This is a genomic window from Thermoanaerobaculum aquaticum, assembly GCF_000687145.1.
Classification (GTDB): Bacteria; Acidobacteriota; Thermoanaerobaculia; order Thermoanaerobaculales; family Thermoanaerobaculaceae; genus Thermoanaerobaculum; species Thermoanaerobaculum aquaticum.
This window is the reverse complement of the sequence record NZ_JMFG01000020.1, coordinates 146749-161804: the sequence shown is the minus strand read 5'-3', so window position 1 is coordinate 161804 and position 15056 is coordinate 146749. Positions and strand designations below refer to the sequence as shown.

The following is a 15056-nucleotide window of genomic DNA, read 5'->3' as shown; positions in this document are numbered from 1 at the left end:
CTCCGTATGCGTTGGCCTTTTTTCCGTTCGCTTTTGTACCCACTCACCGCGCTTTTGGTGGCGCTGGCGGTGGTGCCGGTGGCCCTGGTGGGTTTCGGCTTTTTTTCGTCTAACCGCGAGCAAATTGCCACCCTGGAAAAGCAGTACCTGACCCGGCAGGCGGTGGGCTTTGCCCGTGAGCTGGAGCTTTTCTTCGTGGATACCGTGGGGCGGCTGGAGGGCTTAAGCCAGGCCTTGGCCGCTTCCGCCACCGACTCCTTGCCCATGGACCGGGTTCCCGCCATCCTGGCGGAAGTGGTGAAGGCCAACCGCAACGTGCTGATGCTGCGGCTGTTGGACCGGCAAGGCAACGGGCAGTTCGTGCAGGGGCGGCCCTTCCCTGCGGGGGCTGAAGAGCTGTTAAATCCGCTTTTGGCCCGGGCTTTCCAGGAGGGCCTGGCCAGCCGGCCGGTGCGGGAGGACCTGGTGAGCCTTCCCGGGGAGCCACCGGTGGTGGTGGTTTCTTTCCCGGTTCTGGGACACCGGGGTGAGGTCCTCGGGGTGCTGCAAGGGGTGGTGTCGTTGGCCGGCATGAGCGAACGGTTGGGGGAGGAGGCGGCCCGGGGGGTGGTGGTGGATGTGGTGGACCGCAGGGGGCGCATCCTGTTTTCCTCTGAAGGGGACCGGCTGGGGCGGGACGCCTCCCAGCACCCGCTGGTAGCCCAGTTCCTGCGCGCCCCCGGTGTGCGGCTCACCAAAACCTACGCCGATCCCTTTGGCAACCACGCCGAGGTGTTGGGCTCCCTTTGCCCGGTGGGGGACCCCCCGTGGGCGGTGGTGACCGCCCGTCAGGTGGATGTGGCATTTGCCAACCTGAACGCCATGGCCAAGCGAACCGCGTTGCTGGCGCTGGGTGCTGGCATCCTGGCGACGGTGGCGGGCATCGTGCTGGCCCGCCGCATTACCAACCCTCTGCGGCAGCTGGCGGCGCTTTCCACGGCCATGGCCTCCGGGGACTTCACCAAGCGGGTCCCGGTCACTTCTGCCAACGAGCTGGGCCAGCTGGCGGAGAACTTCAACACCATGGCCGAGGAGATCGGCCGTACCGTGGCTTCCTTACGGGAGGCGCTGGCGCAAAACCGCGAGCTGTTGGTGGACGCCATCCGTGCCCTCACCGCTTCCATTGATGCCAAAAACCCGTACACCCGCGGTCACTCCGAGCGGGTGGCGCGGTACTCGGTGGCCATTGCCCGCCATCTAGGGCTTAACGGCGAGGAGATCCGCAAGGTGGAAATTGCCGCTCTCCTCCACGACGTGGGCAAGATCGGCATTGAGGACGCGATTCTCACCAAGCCCGAGCAGCTCACCGATGCAGAGTTTGCCAAGATGCGCGCCCACACCATCAAAGGGGCGGCCATCGTGTCTTCCATCAAGCTGCTGCGGGATGTTATCCCTGGGATCCGCTCGCACCACGAAAACTGGGCAGGGGGCGGCTACCCCGATGGCCTGGTGGGGGAGGCGATCCCCTTGGTGGCAAGGATCATTGCCGCCGCCGATGTGTTCGATGCCATGACCACCACGCGACCGTACCAAAAGGCGCTTTCTTTGGATTTTGTGTTAAACCGCATGCGTGATTTGGCCGGCACCAAGCTGGATCCTCGGGTGGTGGAGGCGTTCTTTTCCGCCCTCCGGGCCGGGGACTTGGTACCTTTGGGTGAGGTGGAGGTGGCATGAGCTCACACAAGGTCGTTTTTTTCTGCCTGGCTGCGGTGCTCTTGGCGTGGGGTTGCGCTTCTTCGGGGAGCAAAACCGCAGAGCTTCCGCCGGGCATTGATCCCAAGGACCCTTTGGCGGCCACCATGCTGTTGCGGGAAGGGGAAAGCATGCTGCGGGACGGGCGTACGGACCAGGCGTTGGCCCGTTTCCGCTCGGCAGAATCGCTACAGCCCGCCAACCCGGTGGTGCACAACTTCATCGGGCTGGCGTATCTGGCCAAAGGCGAGCCGGCTTCGGCGGTGGAGGCCTTTACCCGGGCGTTGACCCTGGCCCCCACCTACACCGACGCCCGCAACAACCGTGGCATTGCCTACCGCGCCTTGGGGCAGCAGGCGCTGGCGGAGTCAGAGTTTTTGGCAGCGCTGCAGGATTTGACCTACGCCAACCGGGCAGGGGTTTATTTCAACCTGGGGGCTTTGTATTTGGCCCAGGGCAGGCTGGAAGCTGCCGAGGAAAACCTGCGGCGTGCTGCCGGTCCCACCGGGCCCCCTGAGGCGTACCTGCTTCTGGGTGAAGTGCAGGAGCGCTTGGGGAAGCTCAACTCGGCGGAGGAAACCTACCGCAAGGGGATGCAGAGGGCCCCTGAGCGGGCGGATCTGCCCCTGCGGCTGGGCACATTGCTTTTGAACCGGGGCCGCACCGCGGAAGCGCGGGAGGTCCTGCAAAAGGTGGTGGAGCTGGCCCCCGATTCCAAGGAGGCCGCTCAAGCACGGGCACTTTTGGGCCGGTAATGCCGTTTCAGTACCTGCTCACCAACCTCATGGTGGACGTCCCCGGGGCCCACGGGGCCATCTTCCTGGACCCCGAAGGGGAGTTCGTGGAGTACGTCACCCGGCGCTCCACCCCCTATGAGCTCAAGGTGGAAGGGGCCTACCACGGGCTCTTGTTGCGCACCGCCGGCCGGCTGCTGCGGGGCGCCAAAGGGGGTGAGGTGGTGGAGGTGGCGGTGGCGGGCAGCGCCCTGAAGGTGATTTCCCGCCGTCTCAAAGGCGGGTACTACCTGGTGTTGGTCATGGAGCCCATGGCGCCGTTGGGTCTGGCGCGGAGGGCGGTGGAGCGGACCGCGTGGGCGCTCAACCAGGAAATCCCCTGACGGCTTGCGAGAGGAGGAACCTTGCAGTTTTTCGAGCGGCTGCGTGGGCTTTTGACGTCGAAAGGCGCCACCCTTCCGGAGGTGGGCAGCTTAAACCCAGAAACGCTGGAAGAAGCTCTGATTTTGGCCGATGCGGGCCCGGACCTGGCCTCTGAGCTGGCCTCGGATCTCCGTCGGGCTTTGGCTAAGGGCTTGCTTTCCCCGGGGCAGGAGCGGGCGTTCCTCCGGGAAAAGCTCTTGGCGTTCTTTCCCAAGCCGGCCCCGGCGCCTGCCCATCGGCCGGAGGTGATTTTGGTGGTGGGCGTCAACGGCTCAGGCAAAACCACCACCGCCGCCAAGCTGGCGGCTAAAGTTGCAGCTTCGGGGGGAAAGCCGCTTTTGGCCGCCTGCGACACCTTCCGGGCGGCGGCCACTGAGCAGCTGCAGCTCTGGGCCCAGCGTTTGGGGGTGGAGGTGGTGGCGCAAAGGGCGGGGGCCGATCCCGGGGCCGTGCTTTACGACGCGTTGGCGGCGGCGCAGGCCCGCAACGCCACCCACCTCATCGCCGACACCGCCGGACGCCTGCACACCAAGGACAACCTCATGCGGGAGCTGGCGAAGCTGCACAAGGTGGCGGCGAGGGCCGTTCCCGAAGCCCCCCACCAGGTGCTTTTGGTGGTGGACGCCACCACCGGCCTCAACGGCCTGGTGCAAGCCCGGGAGTTTCGCGAGCACGCCGGGGTCACCGGCTTGGTGCTGACCAAGCTGGATGGGACCGCCAAGGGGGGTGTGGTTTTGGCCATTGCCCGGGAGCTCAAGCTTCCGGTGCTCTGGGTTGGGGTGGGGGAGCAGGTGGAAGACCTCTTGCTCTTTGACCCTGAAGGTTTTGTGGATGCCCTTTTGGGAGAACCTCAGCGTGGCTGATTGGGCGGTTTGGATGCGGCGGACTTTGGAGCTGGCGGAAGCCGGCCGCTACGGTGTTTCCCCAAACCCCATGGTGGGCGCTGTGGTTTTGGATGCCCAGGGCCGGGTGGTGGGAGAAGGCGCTCATCTGCGGTACGGGGGCCCCCACGCCGAAACGGTGGCGTTGGCGGCAGCGGGTGCGAAAGCGCGGGGGGGGACGCTGGTGGTGAACCTGGAGCCCTGCGTGCACTTTGGCCATACCCCTCCCTGCGTGGACGCCATCCTCGCCGCCGGCGTGAGCCGCGTGGTCGTAGGCACCACCGACCCCAACCCGCAGGTGAACGGCAAAGGCATCGCCACCCTCAGGGAAGCAGGCGTTGAGGTCATCCTGGGGGTGGAGGAGGAAGCCTGCCGGGAGCTCAACCACCGTTTCCTTTACTTCATGAGCCAGGGCTTGCCCTACGTTTCCTTGAAGATGGCGCTGACCCTGGACGGCAAGATCGCGGCCCGGGGTGGGAAGTCCCGGTGGATCACCTCCGAGGCCTCCCGGCGGGCCGGCTACGCGCTGCGGGAAGAGATGGACGCGGTGCTGGTGGGGGTGGGCACGGTGCTGGCCGATGACCCAAGGCTGGTGCGGCACCTGGGTCTCAACCCCAACCCCAGGCTTTGGCGGGTGGTGCTGGATTCCCATTTGCGGACGCCGCCCGCCGCCACGCTTTTGTCCCACGATCCGGAGAGCGTGGTGGTGTTTTGCCTGCAGGACGCCCCCCTGGACCGCCGGCGGGAGCTGGAGGCAAAAGGGGCCAGGGTGGTGGAGGTGGGGGATGACGGCCGTGGTCGGGTGAACCTCCACGCGGTGCTGCGGGAGCTGGCCACCCGGGGCGTGAGCTCGGTGCTGGTGGAAGGGGGCGGGGAGGTGCACTGGTCGTTCTTCCAGGAGGGTCTGGCACGGCGGTTGTACGCCTTCCTGGCGCCCCTGGTGCTGGGCGGTCGGGAGGCGGTGCCGGCGGTGGGGGGCAGCGGGTTTTCCGCACCTCAGGAAGGGGTCAAGCTTCGCTTCTTGCGGGTTTCGGAGCTTTCCGGCGACCTTTCGCTGGTGGCCGAGGTGGTGGGTGTTTAGCGGCATTGTTCAAACGGTGGGGACCCTGGTCCAGCGAGAAAGCGTGGGGTTGGGGCAGAGGCTCACCGTACAGGCGCAGGTGCCCGGCGGGCCCCTGGCCCTTGGGGAAAGCGTGGCCATCAACGGGGCTTGCCTCACGGTGGAAACGGTGGAAGGGGAAAGCCTGCGTTTCTTTTGCTCCCGGGAAACCCTGGAGCGCACCACCCTGGGCTTGCTCCCGGTGGGCAGCAAGGTAAACGTGGAGCGGGCCCTGCGGGTGGGGGATCTTTTGGGAGGTCACTGGGTGAGCGGGCACGTGGACGCCAAAGCGCGGGTCTTGGCGGTGCGGCGGGAAGGGGAAGGGGTGGTGGTACGCTGCGAGATCCCCAAGAAGCTCTCCCCGGAAATTGCCGAAAAGGGTTCGGTGGCGGTGGACGGCGTTTCCCTCACCGTTTCCCGTCTGGGGGGCTCGTGGTTTGAGGTAAGCCTGGTACCCTTCACCCTGCAGCAAACGACCCTTGGGCAGCTGCGGCCGGGGGCTTTGGTGAACCTGGAAACCGACCTGCTGGCGAAGTACGTGCGCCGGGTTCTGGCGGAACGAGGGTAGCGCCTTTCGGGAGGGTGGGCAGTGCGGCGGATTGAGCCAACGTACCCAGACCTTTTGCCCTTCACCCACCAGTTGGGCCACGTACCGGTGGGGCCTGGGGGGTTGGCTTTGGATTTGGTGGGAATGCGGCTGCTGCGGGAAGCCACCTCCCCTCCGGTGGGGGATGCCCACGTGCCCCGTCGCCCTTTGCGGCTCCTGGTGTACGCCAGCGTGCTCAAGAACCGCCGGCGGGCGGTGGAAAAGCTTTTGGCTGTAGGTTGCGGGCTGCTGGTGGTGGCGGATGAACCCTTAGAACCCGGCGATCTTCCCTCGCTGCTGGCTCCCGAGCAGGTGACGCTGATCAACCTGTGGCTTTCGCCGTTTTGGGGGAACATGCCCACGGTTCCGTTATCATCCTTCCGGGAAGAGGGCTTTGCCACCGGCACCCTGATCGCCCTCACCCCGCAACTGCCGGTGCAGGAGAGCATGAACGCGGCTTTGCTGGCCGCCCGGGAAAGCGGGGCCCAGTTTGTGGTGCTGGCACCCCTTTCCCTCACCGGTGAGGACAAGCACCTGGCCTACGAAGCGGCCTTTGGGGAAGACGGCAACGACGTTTTCGAGGACCTGCTGTTCCACAGCGATCCGGTGGACGTGGCCAAAACCCTGGAGGTGCACGGAAGCAGCATGGCGTACGAGCTGGGCTTGCGGGAGGGGTTGCCGGGGCCCAGTACCGCGCTGTGCAAGGCCAGCTGCTTTGCCGCTGCCTGCTCGCTTTTGCTGTGGGCTCGCCGTTTGGACCTTTTGGACGGGGTGGCCTCCCAGGGCTGGCGCTTGCGGCGGGCGGCCCAGGCACTTTTGGTTTCCGGCCGGGACCCCTTCGAGCTCATGGAGGAGGACAACCTGCGCCTGGTCCCGGGTTTTGATGGCTGGGTGGAGGCGTTTGCCCGGAGCCTGTGGTCCCGGGAAGGGGAGCCCTTTGCCAGCCTCTGGCTGCGCTGGCTGGAGACGGCCCGCTAGCTGTGGCGCGCCCCGCAAGCCTCTACCTGCACCTCCCCTTTTGCGCTTCCCGGTGTGCCTACTGCACCTTCGTCACCTCCACCGAACGGGAGCTTTTGCCCCGCTACATGGCGGCCTTACGCCGGGAGGTTACGCTTTTGGCCCGCTTGGCCAAAAGGCCCTTACGCACCTTGTACTTGGGGGGCGGCACACCGTCGTTGCTGCCGGCTGACGAGCTTTCGGAGCTTTTCTCGGTTCTCAACGGCTCCTTTCCCCGCCTTCCCAGCGCTGAGGTGACGCTGGAAGCTAACCCTGACGACGTCACCGAAGAACGCCTCACGTTTTGGAAGAGCCTGGGGGTCAACCGGGTGTCGGTGGGGGTGCAGTCCTTTGACGATGGCGTTTTGGCTTTGCTTTCCCGCAGGCACTCAGCACAGCAGGCGAGGGTTGCTTTGCAGAGCCTTTTGGCTGCGGGGTTTGTGGTTTCGGCGGACCTCATGCTGGGTCTTCCCGGCTTGAACCGGCGAAGGCTGGAGCAGACGCTGGAAGCTCTGGTGCAGCTTTCCCCCCACCACGTGTCCGTTTACCTTTTGGAAATGGACAAGCCCCACCGCCTGGCGCTTTTAGCCCAGCGGCACGCCGGGCTTTTCCCCTCCGAGGAGGAAGCAGCGTGGCAGTACCTCACCACCGCCCGTTTTTTGCGGCGGGCGGGGTATCGGCACTACGAGGTTTCCAACTGGGCCCGCCCGGGCTTTGAAGCCAGACACAACCTGCGGTACTGGCAGGGAGGGGTGGTACTGGCCTGCGGGGTGGGGGCCTACGGCCAGGGACGCCGCAGCCGCTGGGCCAACACCCCCAACCTGGGGGAGTACATGGCTTCGCTGGAGTCTTCGCGTTTTCCCCGAACCTTTCGGTCTTACCTCACACCGGAAGCGGTGCAGGCGGAAAAGGTCATGCTTCGCTTGCGGCTTTCCCGCGGGGTGCGCTGGCAGGAAGCAGAGGCGCTTGCGGAAAACCGGCCCCGGTTTTGGCAGCTTCTCGGGGATTTCCTGGCGGCGGGTCTGGCCCGCCGGCGGGGTGAGCGGGTGCGCTTGACCCCCCGGGGGTGGCTGGTGTCCAACGAGCTCTTTGCCACGCTCGTGTAAACTTGCGGCGGAGGCAACGGATGAAAAGGCTACTGGCGCTGCTTTTTCTGTTTGCAAGCCGGGTTCTTGCGGGAGGCTTTTCCTTTGACCCGCAGTTTACCCCACAACAGCTTAGCGACCTGGGGGAAGCCATGGCCGAGCTTTTGGCCTTTCCCAACCTCACCACCGCGGCCCCTTCGGGGGTGGCGGGGTTTGAGGTCATGGGGGTGGCCGGTGGGCTTTCGGTGAGCTCCCGGGAGCGGTGGTACCGCTACGCGGTGGATGAAAAAACCACGCTGGGGTTGCTGCCGGCTTACCGGGTGGTGGCGCGCAAGGGCTTGCCCTGGAACCTGGATGTGGGGGCGCAGTACGGCCAGTTTGCCGGGGAGCCCTTTTGGGGCGGGGAGCTCCGCTGGTCGCTCTTCGAGGGCGGGGTGATCCTGCCGGCGCTGGGGCTCTCCGGGAGCTGGACCTGGCTTTCCCATCCCCAGGTGGATTTCCGGGTGGGCGAGCTGAAGCTGGTGGCGTCCAAAGGCTTCGTGCTTTTGGCTCCCTACGCCGGGGTGGGGGTGAGGCACCAGAAAATTGAGGCCTTTTTTGGCGACCCCGCTCCCCGCTGGCACCGGGCCCAGGGGGACCGCACGGTGGTGCTTGCCGGTGTGGTCATTCACCCGCTGCCGCTTCTGCGGGTGGTGGCAGAGGCCCGGCGAGGGGCGTTTACCTCGTACTTTGTGGCTCTGGGGGTGGGCTTATGAAAGGTAACCCAGCGCTTGGTCTTAGCGTGGCGCTTGCGGCTTTGGCCCTGGTGGCTTGTGGCAGCAAAGAAACGCCGGAGCAAAAGGTCACCCGATTGCGCCTAGCCCATCAGGTGCAACCCACCGCGGTACAGGTGAGGACCACGCCCGAGGGACCGGAGCTGCTCATTGACTTCACGGTGGTCAACACCGCCCGGGAAAAGCTTCCTACTTTGACCGTGAAGGTGGTTTTGGTGGACAGCAAGGGGAAAGATCGGGCCACGCACCTGGTGAGCTTAAGCACCGCCGATTTGCTGCCCGGGGTGGCGGGGCAGGTCACCGGCTTTATCCGCGGCGAAACCCTGTCCCAGGGAGAGCAGGTGCGGGTGGAGGTGGAGGCGGAGGTTCCGGTGAAGGACCGCGCTCGCTATCCCGAGTACCGGGACGTGCTGTAAGGGTGGCGGCCGGCGCTTTTCAGTTCACCGGCTCAATGGAGGAAAGCTGAAAGCGGTCCATAATGATCCGCTCCAGCCGCGGGCGGATGATGAGATCGAAAGTTTCTTCTTTTCCCGGAAACATGCGGACCACCGCTGAGCGCGCCGCTTCCACCAGGCGCAGCGCTTCGCACAGCTTCAAGCCGGGATCTTCGGCCAAAATTTGCGCCGTGAGGTCCACCAGGATCCGCATGTGACGGATCCTGCGGTTTTCTTCGCGGATTTCGTCTTCCTGCCCCATCCTCTTCAAAAACCCCGCCCTAGCCGAAACTCATTCCCAGGTTATTCTAGCGCCGGGAGGGATGCAGTGGATTCTTACCTGGCGGTGGCTGCCACGGCGGCGCAAATTGGCGGGGAGGTGCTCCGTCGGCACTTCCGGGGTGCCCTGAGGGTGGATGAGAAGTCCCGCAACGACTTCGTTTCCACCGCCGATCGCGAAAGCGAGGAAGCGATCCGCAGGTACCTAGCGAAGGCCACGCCGGAGTGCGCGTTTCTGGGTGAGGAAAGCGGGCGTGCGGGCTCGCAAGCGCGTGCCTGGGTGGTGGACCCGCTGGACGGCACCACCAACTTTGTGCGCGGTTTTCCCCATTTTGCGGTTTCGGTGGCGCTTATGGAGGGCAGCGAGGTTCTGGTGGGGGCCATTTACGACCCCATGCGCGACGATCTCTTCACCGCCTGCCGGGGTGCTGGGGCTTTTTGCAACGGAAAGAAAATTGCGGTGAGCGGTCGCGCTTCGCTGGAAGGCTCGTTTTTGACCACCGGTTTTCCTTTCCGCATGGGTGCTGCCCTTGCCACCTACCTTGCGGTGTTTGCCGAGGTTTTCCCCCGGGCTGCGGCCATCCGTCGCCCGGGCGCGGCCAGCCTCGACTTGGCCCACACCGCCTGCGGCATTTTTGATGCGTTTTTTGAGTTTTTCCTTTCACCCTGGGACCTGGCCGCTGGGGTCTTGCTCGTGCAGGAGGCGGGCGGCAGAGTCACCAACCTCGATGGAAAACCCGACGTTTGGACCAACGGCAACGTGGTGGCCGGCTCCCCGCGGGTCCAGGCGGAGCTGTTGCACTTGCTGCAAAAGCACGCCAACGAGGAAACTCTTAGCGTTTTGCGAGTGGCGGAGTCTGGGAGAACGGGAGCCGCCGGGTAGGCAAAGTTGACTGCGGACTCAAACAAACGCCGTGAGGTTCGCTAATCTCCAAAGCAGTTGTCATGTGAGTCGTGCGAAAGTATTATTAATTTGCACATGGTTAGCGCGTCACGAGCCTCGTCGAAATCGAGCCCCCGCCTCCTGCCGGTGGAGGACAGGCTCCCAGTGCGCGGGCTTGATCTGGAGCGGCTCATCAACCTGGTGCGCTTGGCGGTGGTAGCCTGCATCGCGATAGTGACCACTGTACAGCAGCTTCTGGGGGGGCGGCCGCTGCCGGAGCTCAGCGGTACCGGCACGCTCTTAGGGCTTTTCATCGGTTTGGTTTTTCTTCAAATGTTTCTGGCATACCTGCCCTGGGACCAGCGCTACTCCCGCTTCCTGGCCCTCTTGGACGTCGTCGTGGTCACCGCGGTGCTCTTGAACTTCGTGGCCAGCGGCAGGCCCCTGTGGGCCACCAACTCGCAGGTGGTTTTCCTGGGCTACCTCTTGGGCTTGGTGCTGGTGGGTTTGCGGGGCGATCCGGTGCTGGCCCGGCGGGTGGCGGTAGTGGCCTTCGTGGGCTACGGAGGGGTTCTGGCCTTGGCAACCCATGGCTGGGACCTGGCCCGCCAGCCCGCCGATGCCCTCTACGGGAGCTTTCGCTGGGACGTGCAGGTGCTGCGCTTGGGGCTTTTGAGCTTTTGTGGGGTTGCCGTCACCTACGCTGCCAAGCTGGCGGAAATGGAGCGGAAGTCCTCCCGTTTGGACGCCCTTACCGGGGTTTTTAACCGGCGGTTTTTGGATGAGTACCTCACCATGATGGTGGCCCGCGCCAAGCGAGCCAAACAGCCCCTTTCGGTGCTCATGGTGGATTTGGATGGCTTCAAGCAGTACAACGACACCCGTGGGCACGAGAAGGGCGATGCCATGCTCCGGGAGGTGGCCCTTTCTTTAGCCGGGGCGGTGCGGGAGGACAACGTGGTGGCGCGCTACGGCGGGGACGAGTTCGTGGTGGTGCTCCCGGCTACCCCGGGGGAGCTAGCCCGCCAGGTGGCCACGGACCTTTGCCAGCTTTTCACCGGCGAGATTACGGTTTCGGTGGGGGTGGCGTGCTTGGGTCCCGGTGGTGGCAGCAAGCGGGAGCTGCTGCGGGCCGCCGATGAAGCCCTGTACCGCGCCAAAAGGCAAGGCGGGGGCGTAGCGGTGGCGGGTTAAGTCGGAAAGAAAAACAGCCGGTAAGTAGAACCAGCACGGAGCTAGTTAAAAAGGCTTTGGTTGCATTCCCACCTGAGGTGTGCACAATAGCCGCTCATGCGGGTTTTGGCGCGCCACGCCCTGGGCTGGAGCTTCATGGTGCTGGGGGTCATCGGCTCGCTCTTGCCGATCCTCCAGGGGTGGTTGTTCTTTGCAGCAGGGGCTTTGCTTTTGGCCCCGGAGGTTCCGCTTTTCCGGCGTTTTTTTTGCTGGATTGAAACCCGCTTCCCTCGCCTTAAGAAACCCCTTGCCAAGCTGCGGCGTCGCTTGGACCGCAGCCAACCCCCCTGCCCTTAGGCCAGCTGCTCCTGCCCGCTTTGCGGGGTTTGCAAAAGTGCCTCAACCTTTTCCTTCAACGGCCACAACACCAGCATGCCCACCAGGCTTACGCCGTTGAAGTACCAAAACCAATCCCCACGGCCGGTGATGAAGAACAACAGAAGACCAAAAATTGCCACCGCCTCTAGGCGGGCGAAGGTCACAATGTGGGCCGTGCGGTGGGCGTTCAAAAGCGGGAGCGGATCATGGCTGACCGCATACACCTGCCGGGCTTTGGCAAGCATGGCGCGGTAACCCGGCATAAGCGTAAGGATGTTAAGAACGGTGAGACCGGTGAATACCCAAAGTAGCGGGTGCGTCTGCATGACCACCGGTGCTTCCGGGGGCGGCACCAACAGCACCAAAAGCCCGTAAACGATGGTGCTCACGAGAAAAGCTCCGCACAGCACGTGGAGCGTGCGGGTATGGGCGGTTACCAGTTGGTCCATGGTCATCCTCCGTTCCCTGAGCCAAGCGTACCGAATAGTCATGACCGAGGTCAAGATCGGAAGCGTTTGGGCTTGGCTTTTTCGATTTTCACGGCAATTCGTGGCGTCGGGGCCTTGAGCGGAACGCTGCCGCCAAGGGATAATGCCCCGTCCGGAGGGGTGGCCGAGTGGTTTAAGGCAGCGGTCTTGAAAACCGCCATCCCGCAAGGGATCAAGGGTTCGAATCCCTTCCCCTCCGCCAGCTCTTGCCAAGTTGGCCCAGAACCCGCACATTGGCGTTGTGAAAGCTTTGGTTTTGCTGCCGCTGGTTGTGGTTTTCCTGTGGACGGTAGCGGCCAAGCTGTGGGGAAGGCCCGTTAGCCCTTCGCAGATCCGCGCGCTGGTCGCTTTGCTGTTGGCTTTTTACCTGGCGGCCACAGCTTTTTTGGGGCTTTTTTGGATGAGCCGCATGGAGCTGCCGGTATTCGACTGGCACTACCTCATGGGGTACGGCCTGCTGTTGGTGGCCCTTTGGCATTTGTGGCTGGAATGGCCGCAGCTTTTGCGGTTTTTCTCGCGCTTGCGGGAGGAACGCCATCTCAAATGGTTCCTTTTGGCGGCGGGAGGGTCCGGGGCGGTGGCGTTGAGCGCGGTTTTTGGCGGCCTGGAGCTTTTTCAGCTCCGACGCGAAGAACCTGCGTCGCTGCAGGCGGGTTCTGCGGCGCCAACTCCCGTGCCTCCCGTTTTTCCTACCGCCGTTCCTCACGTTGTTGGCCCCGCCGGGGTTTCCCCGGGTCCCTCAGGCTTCGCCAAGAGCGAAGCAAGGCAAGCCGTGGCCTACATGGCGAGGGAATCCTCAGCTTCCCTGGGGGGCCTGGTGCGGCGGGGGTTGTTTTTCGGGCCTAAGGTGGCAAGCTTGCGAAACGTGGGAGGAAAAACCCTCATCCCACTGCCCCCACCGCTGGTGCAGGTCGGAACGGGCCTCCCGGGCGCTCTTGGGTGGCTTTCAAGGCCTTCCGCGCCCCGCTGCGGGGCTTGCCCCCTGGCCGAGCTTGCCACCCTGCTCTTTGCGGCCAACGGTGTCACTGAAGTGCGCCGTCTCGGCGGGGAAACCGTTTACCTGCGGGCGGCCCCTTCGGCAGGGGCTCTGTACCCGGTGGAGGTGTACCTGGTGAACGTGGGCGCGGGGGAGCTGGCCCCTGGCGTGTACGTGTACGTGCCCCAGGAACACGGGCTTTTGCCGGTGGCGGGGGCTTACGATGCCAGGGCTTGGGCGCGGGCTTTGGGCTTTTCTGAAGGGGCTGTGGTTTCCGGCCCCGTGGTGGTCTTCACCACGGTTTTCCAGCGGACGGTCTGGAAGTACGGTTCCCGCTCCTACCGCTACGTGGTTCTCGACGCCGGGCACGCGGTGGCCAACTTTTGGCTGGTAGCTTCGGCGCTTTCCTGGCCGGTGGAGGTCACCCCGTTTTTTGCCGACCCGGAGGTGGAGGCCCTTGTGGGGCTTTCCCCCGATGAAGAAGGGGTTGTGGCGGTAGGTGTTTTCGGTCGGCTGCCCGGGGAGCCCCGGCTGCTGCCGGCTTTTTCCGAAGTGAGGGTCACGGGGGATTGGGAGCGGGAGGAGCTCACGCGCTTGAGCCACAGGCTGACCCGCTGGCAGTGGACGGAAGGTGAGCCCTGGGTTTGGCAGCCGCGGTGGGTGGCAACCGCTGCAAGCGGGCACGGCCCCGACCTTTTGCAGCTCATCAAGAACCGCCGTTCTTACCGGCGCTTTTCCCCGCAGCCGCTGTCCTCCGGGCAGCTGGCCACGCTTTTGTCCCGGCTGGAACCCATGGCGGCTTTGGTTCCCGGCGGTACAGGGGTGGAGGTGCGGGCGGTGGTGGTGCGGGACGAGGCTTTGTCCCCGGGGGTTTACCGCTGGTGGCCCGGAGAAGGAGGCCTGCAGTTGGTAAAATCGGGAAGCTTTGGTCGGGCGCTGTACCGCGCCGGATTTTCCCAGGAGCTTTTGGAGCGCGCCGCAGCGGCGGTGGTCTTTTCTCTGGACGAACAAACCCTTGCTTCCACCTTTGGGCGACGGGGTTTTCGCGTGGGGCTTTTGGCTACCGGGATGCTGGGGGAGGTGGTGTACCTGGCGGCGGGGGAGGTGGGGCTGCGAGCGTGCGGCGTGGGGGCCTTTGCCGATAATGAGCTTTCCGCTTTGCTCGAGCTTCCGGAAGGCACGAGCCCGGTTTACCTGGTAGCCTTGGGCAAGGAATAGGAGGTCCTGTGAAGGCGCTCGTTTGGCTTTTAACCTTTTGGGCGGTGACTCTCGGGGCGCAGGAAAGCATGGGGATCCCTTCCACAGGGGAAATCCGCGGGCAAAAGGACGCGGTGGGTTTTGCCACCACCGCGGAAGCCATGGCCCTAGCCTGGAAGCTATCGGAAGCGCCACCACCTCCAGAAAAGCTTGGGGAAATCCCCTCGTCGGGGATCGTAGGGGTGGTTTGTCCCCACGATGACTACGTTTACGCCGGCCGCATGTACCGCCTGCTCGTGCCCTTGGTCACCGCTCCCCGGGTGGTGGTTGTGGGGGTGTTGCACCCATGGAAGCGGCTGGGGGTGGGGGAGCGGGTGGTTTTCGACCCCTTTAAGGCTTGGCGAACCCCCGATGGACCGGTGCCGGTTTCCTCATGGCGGGAGGCGCTTCTGGCCAAGCTACCGGCGGAGGAGGTGCTCGTCTCTCGGGAAGCCTCGGAAGCGGAGCACTCGGTGGAAGCCATCGCTTACTGGCTGCGACACCAAAACCCCAACCTTGAGATCGTCCCCATTTTTGTGCCGGGGATGGGCTTCCCGCGGCTTGCCGAGCTGGCAAGAAAGACCGGGCGGGCGCTGCGGGAGGTTATGGCCGAACGCGGATGGCAACCGGGACGGGATGTGGCGGTGGTAATTTCCGCCGATGCGGTGCACTACGGCCCGGACTTCCACCACATCCCCTTTGGGGAGGGAGGTGTGGAAGCTTACGTCAAGGCCTGTGCCCGGGATAAGGAGCTGCTTTTAGGCCCGCTGGCCGGGCCGGTGAGTGAAGAAAAGCTGCTGCAAGCCTTCACCACCTGGGTGGATCCCCAGGATGTGGGCACCTACCGGCTCCCCTGGTGCGGGCGCTTTTCCATCCCCTTTGGCTACCTCATGGCCCAGGA

The 15056-nt window shown here is 64.6% G+C and carries 17 protein-coding genes and 1 tRNA gene; 16 read left to right on the top strand and 2 right to left on the bottom strand.

Annotated elements, in window-relative coordinates:
* The first annotated feature begins 6 nt into the window (after positions 1-6).
* From EG19_RS14290 to EG19_RS08005, 10 genes are read left to right on the top strand one after another with little or no spacing between them, the layout of a single operon-like run.
* Positions 7-1713: an HD-GYP domain-containing protein gene (locus EG19_RS14290; protein ID WP_053335097.1), complete on the top strand. Its 1707-nt coding sequence runs from the start codon at positions 7-9 to the stop codon at positions 1711-1713.
* Positions 1710-2486, top strand: coding sequence for a tetratricopeptide repeat protein (locus tag EG19_RS12715; protein WP_053335096.1), 777 nt, complete (start codon positions 1710-1712; stop codon positions 2484-2486). The genes EG19_RS14290 and EG19_RS12715 overlap by 4 nt, the downstream gene beginning before the upstream one ends.
* On the top strand, positions 2486-2848 hold the full coding sequence (locus EG19_RS08040) for a roadblock/LC7 domain-containing protein (RefSeq protein ID WP_038049416.1): 363 nt from the start codon (positions 2486-2488) through the stop codon (positions 2846-2848). Before EG19_RS12715 ends, EG19_RS08040 begins: the two co-directional genes overlap by 1 nt.
* Positions 2849-2869: 21 nt before the next feature.
* Entirely contained in the window at positions 2870-3751 is an 882-nt protein-coding gene (gene ftsY / locus EG19_RS08035; RefSeq protein ID WP_038049414.1) for a signal recognition particle-docking protein FtsY, read from the top strand.
* 13 nt (positions 3752-3764) lie between these two features.
* Complete coding sequence (gene ribD, locus EG19_RS08030) at positions 3765-4850, top strand: bifunctional diaminohydroxyphosphoribosylaminopyrimidine deaminase/5-amino-6-(5-phosphoribosylamino)uracil reductase RibD (protein ID WP_200867132.1); 1086 nt, start codon at positions 3765-3767, stop codon at positions 4848-4850.
* Entirely contained in the window at positions 4843-5436 is a 594-nt protein-coding gene (locus EG19_RS08025) for a riboflavin synthase (RefSeq protein ID WP_038049412.1), read from the top strand. The genes ribD and EG19_RS08025 overlap by 8 nt, the downstream gene beginning before the upstream one ends.
* Before the next feature lie 21 nt (positions 5437-5457).
* Positions 5458-6432: a hypothetical protein gene (locus tag EG19_RS08020; RefSeq protein ID WP_038049411.1), complete on the top strand. Its 975-nt coding sequence runs from the start codon at positions 5458-5460 to the stop codon at positions 6430-6432.
* A gap of 2 nt (positions 6433-6434) precedes the next feature.
* The gene (gene hemW / locus EG19_RS08015; RefSeq protein WP_038049409.1) at positions 6435-7556 is read left to right on the top strand and encodes a radical SAM family heme chaperone HemW; all 1122 of its coding nucleotides are present in this window, start codon (positions 6435-6437) and stop codon (positions 7554-7556) included.
* 20 nt (positions 7557-7576) lie between these two features.
* Positions 7577-8290, top strand: coding sequence for a hypothetical protein (locus EG19_RS08010; protein ID WP_038049408.1), 714 nt, complete (start codon positions 7577-7579; stop codon positions 8288-8290).
* Positions 8287-8724 (top strand): DUF3426 domain-containing protein, encoded by a 438-nt coding sequence (locus tag EG19_RS08005; protein WP_038049405.1) that lies wholly within the window; start codon positions 8287-8289, stop codon positions 8722-8724. The genes EG19_RS08010 and EG19_RS08005 overlap by 4 nt, the downstream gene beginning before the upstream one ends.
* A gap of 19 nt (positions 8725-8743) precedes the next feature.
* On the opposite strand, the gene EG19_RS08000 is transcribed toward EG19_RS08005, so the two are convergent.
* On the bottom strand, positions 8744-9013 hold the full coding sequence (locus tag EG19_RS08000; protein ID WP_152543987.1) for a hypothetical protein: 270 nt from the start codon (positions 9011-9013) through the stop codon (positions 8744-8746).
* Between the two features lie 57 nt (positions 9014-9070).
* Between EG19_RS08000 and EG19_RS07995 the strand changes: the two genes are divergently transcribed.
* The 3 genes from EG19_RS07995 (at position 9071) to EG19_RS07985 (ending at position 11434) form a co-directional block, all read left to right on the top strand.
* Positions 9071-9904 carry an inositol monophosphatase family protein gene (locus tag EG19_RS07995; protein WP_053335093.1) on the top strand — a complete coding sequence of 278 codons (834 nt, stop codon included), beginning with the start codon at positions 9071-9073 and terminating at the stop codon, positions 9902-9904.
* A 165-nt stretch (positions 9905-10069) separates the two neighbouring features.
* The gene (locus tag EG19_RS12710; RefSeq protein WP_053335092.1) at positions 10070-11098 is read left to right on the top strand and encodes a GGDEF domain-containing protein; all 1029 of its coding nucleotides are present in this window, start codon (positions 10070-10072) and stop codon (positions 11096-11098) included.
* Between the two features lie 96 nt (positions 11099-11194).
* Positions 11195-11434, top strand: coding sequence for a hypothetical protein (locus tag EG19_RS07985; protein ID WP_038049403.1), 240 nt, complete (start codon positions 11195-11197; stop codon positions 11432-11434).
* Here the strand turns inward: EG19_RS07985 and EG19_RS07980 are convergent.
* Positions 11431-11904, bottom strand: coding sequence for a hypothetical protein (locus EG19_RS07980; RefSeq protein WP_038049401.1), 474 nt, complete (start codon positions 11902-11904; stop codon positions 11431-11433). The two genes, EG19_RS07985 and EG19_RS07980, sit on opposite strands and share 4 nt — an antisense overlap.
* Before the next feature lie 153 nt (positions 11905-12057).
* Between EG19_RS07980 and EG19_RS07975 the strand changes: the two genes are divergently transcribed.
* The 3 genes from EG19_RS07975 to amrB all read left to right on the top strand — a co-directional run.
* Positions 12058-12145 (top strand) — tRNA-Ser (locus tag EG19_RS07975).
* Positions 12146-12184: 39 nt separating this feature from the next.
* The gene (locus EG19_RS13145; protein ID WP_081800043.1) at positions 12185-14137 is read left to right on the top strand and encodes a SagB/ThcOx family dehydrogenase; all 1953 of its coding nucleotides are present in this window, start codon (positions 12185-12187) and stop codon (positions 14135-14137) included.
* 8 nt (positions 14138-14145) lie between these two features.
* Positions 14146-15056: AmmeMemoRadiSam system protein B (gene amrB / locus EG19_RS07965; RefSeq protein WP_081800042.1), on the top strand; the 911-nt coding region annotated here is incomplete at its 3' end.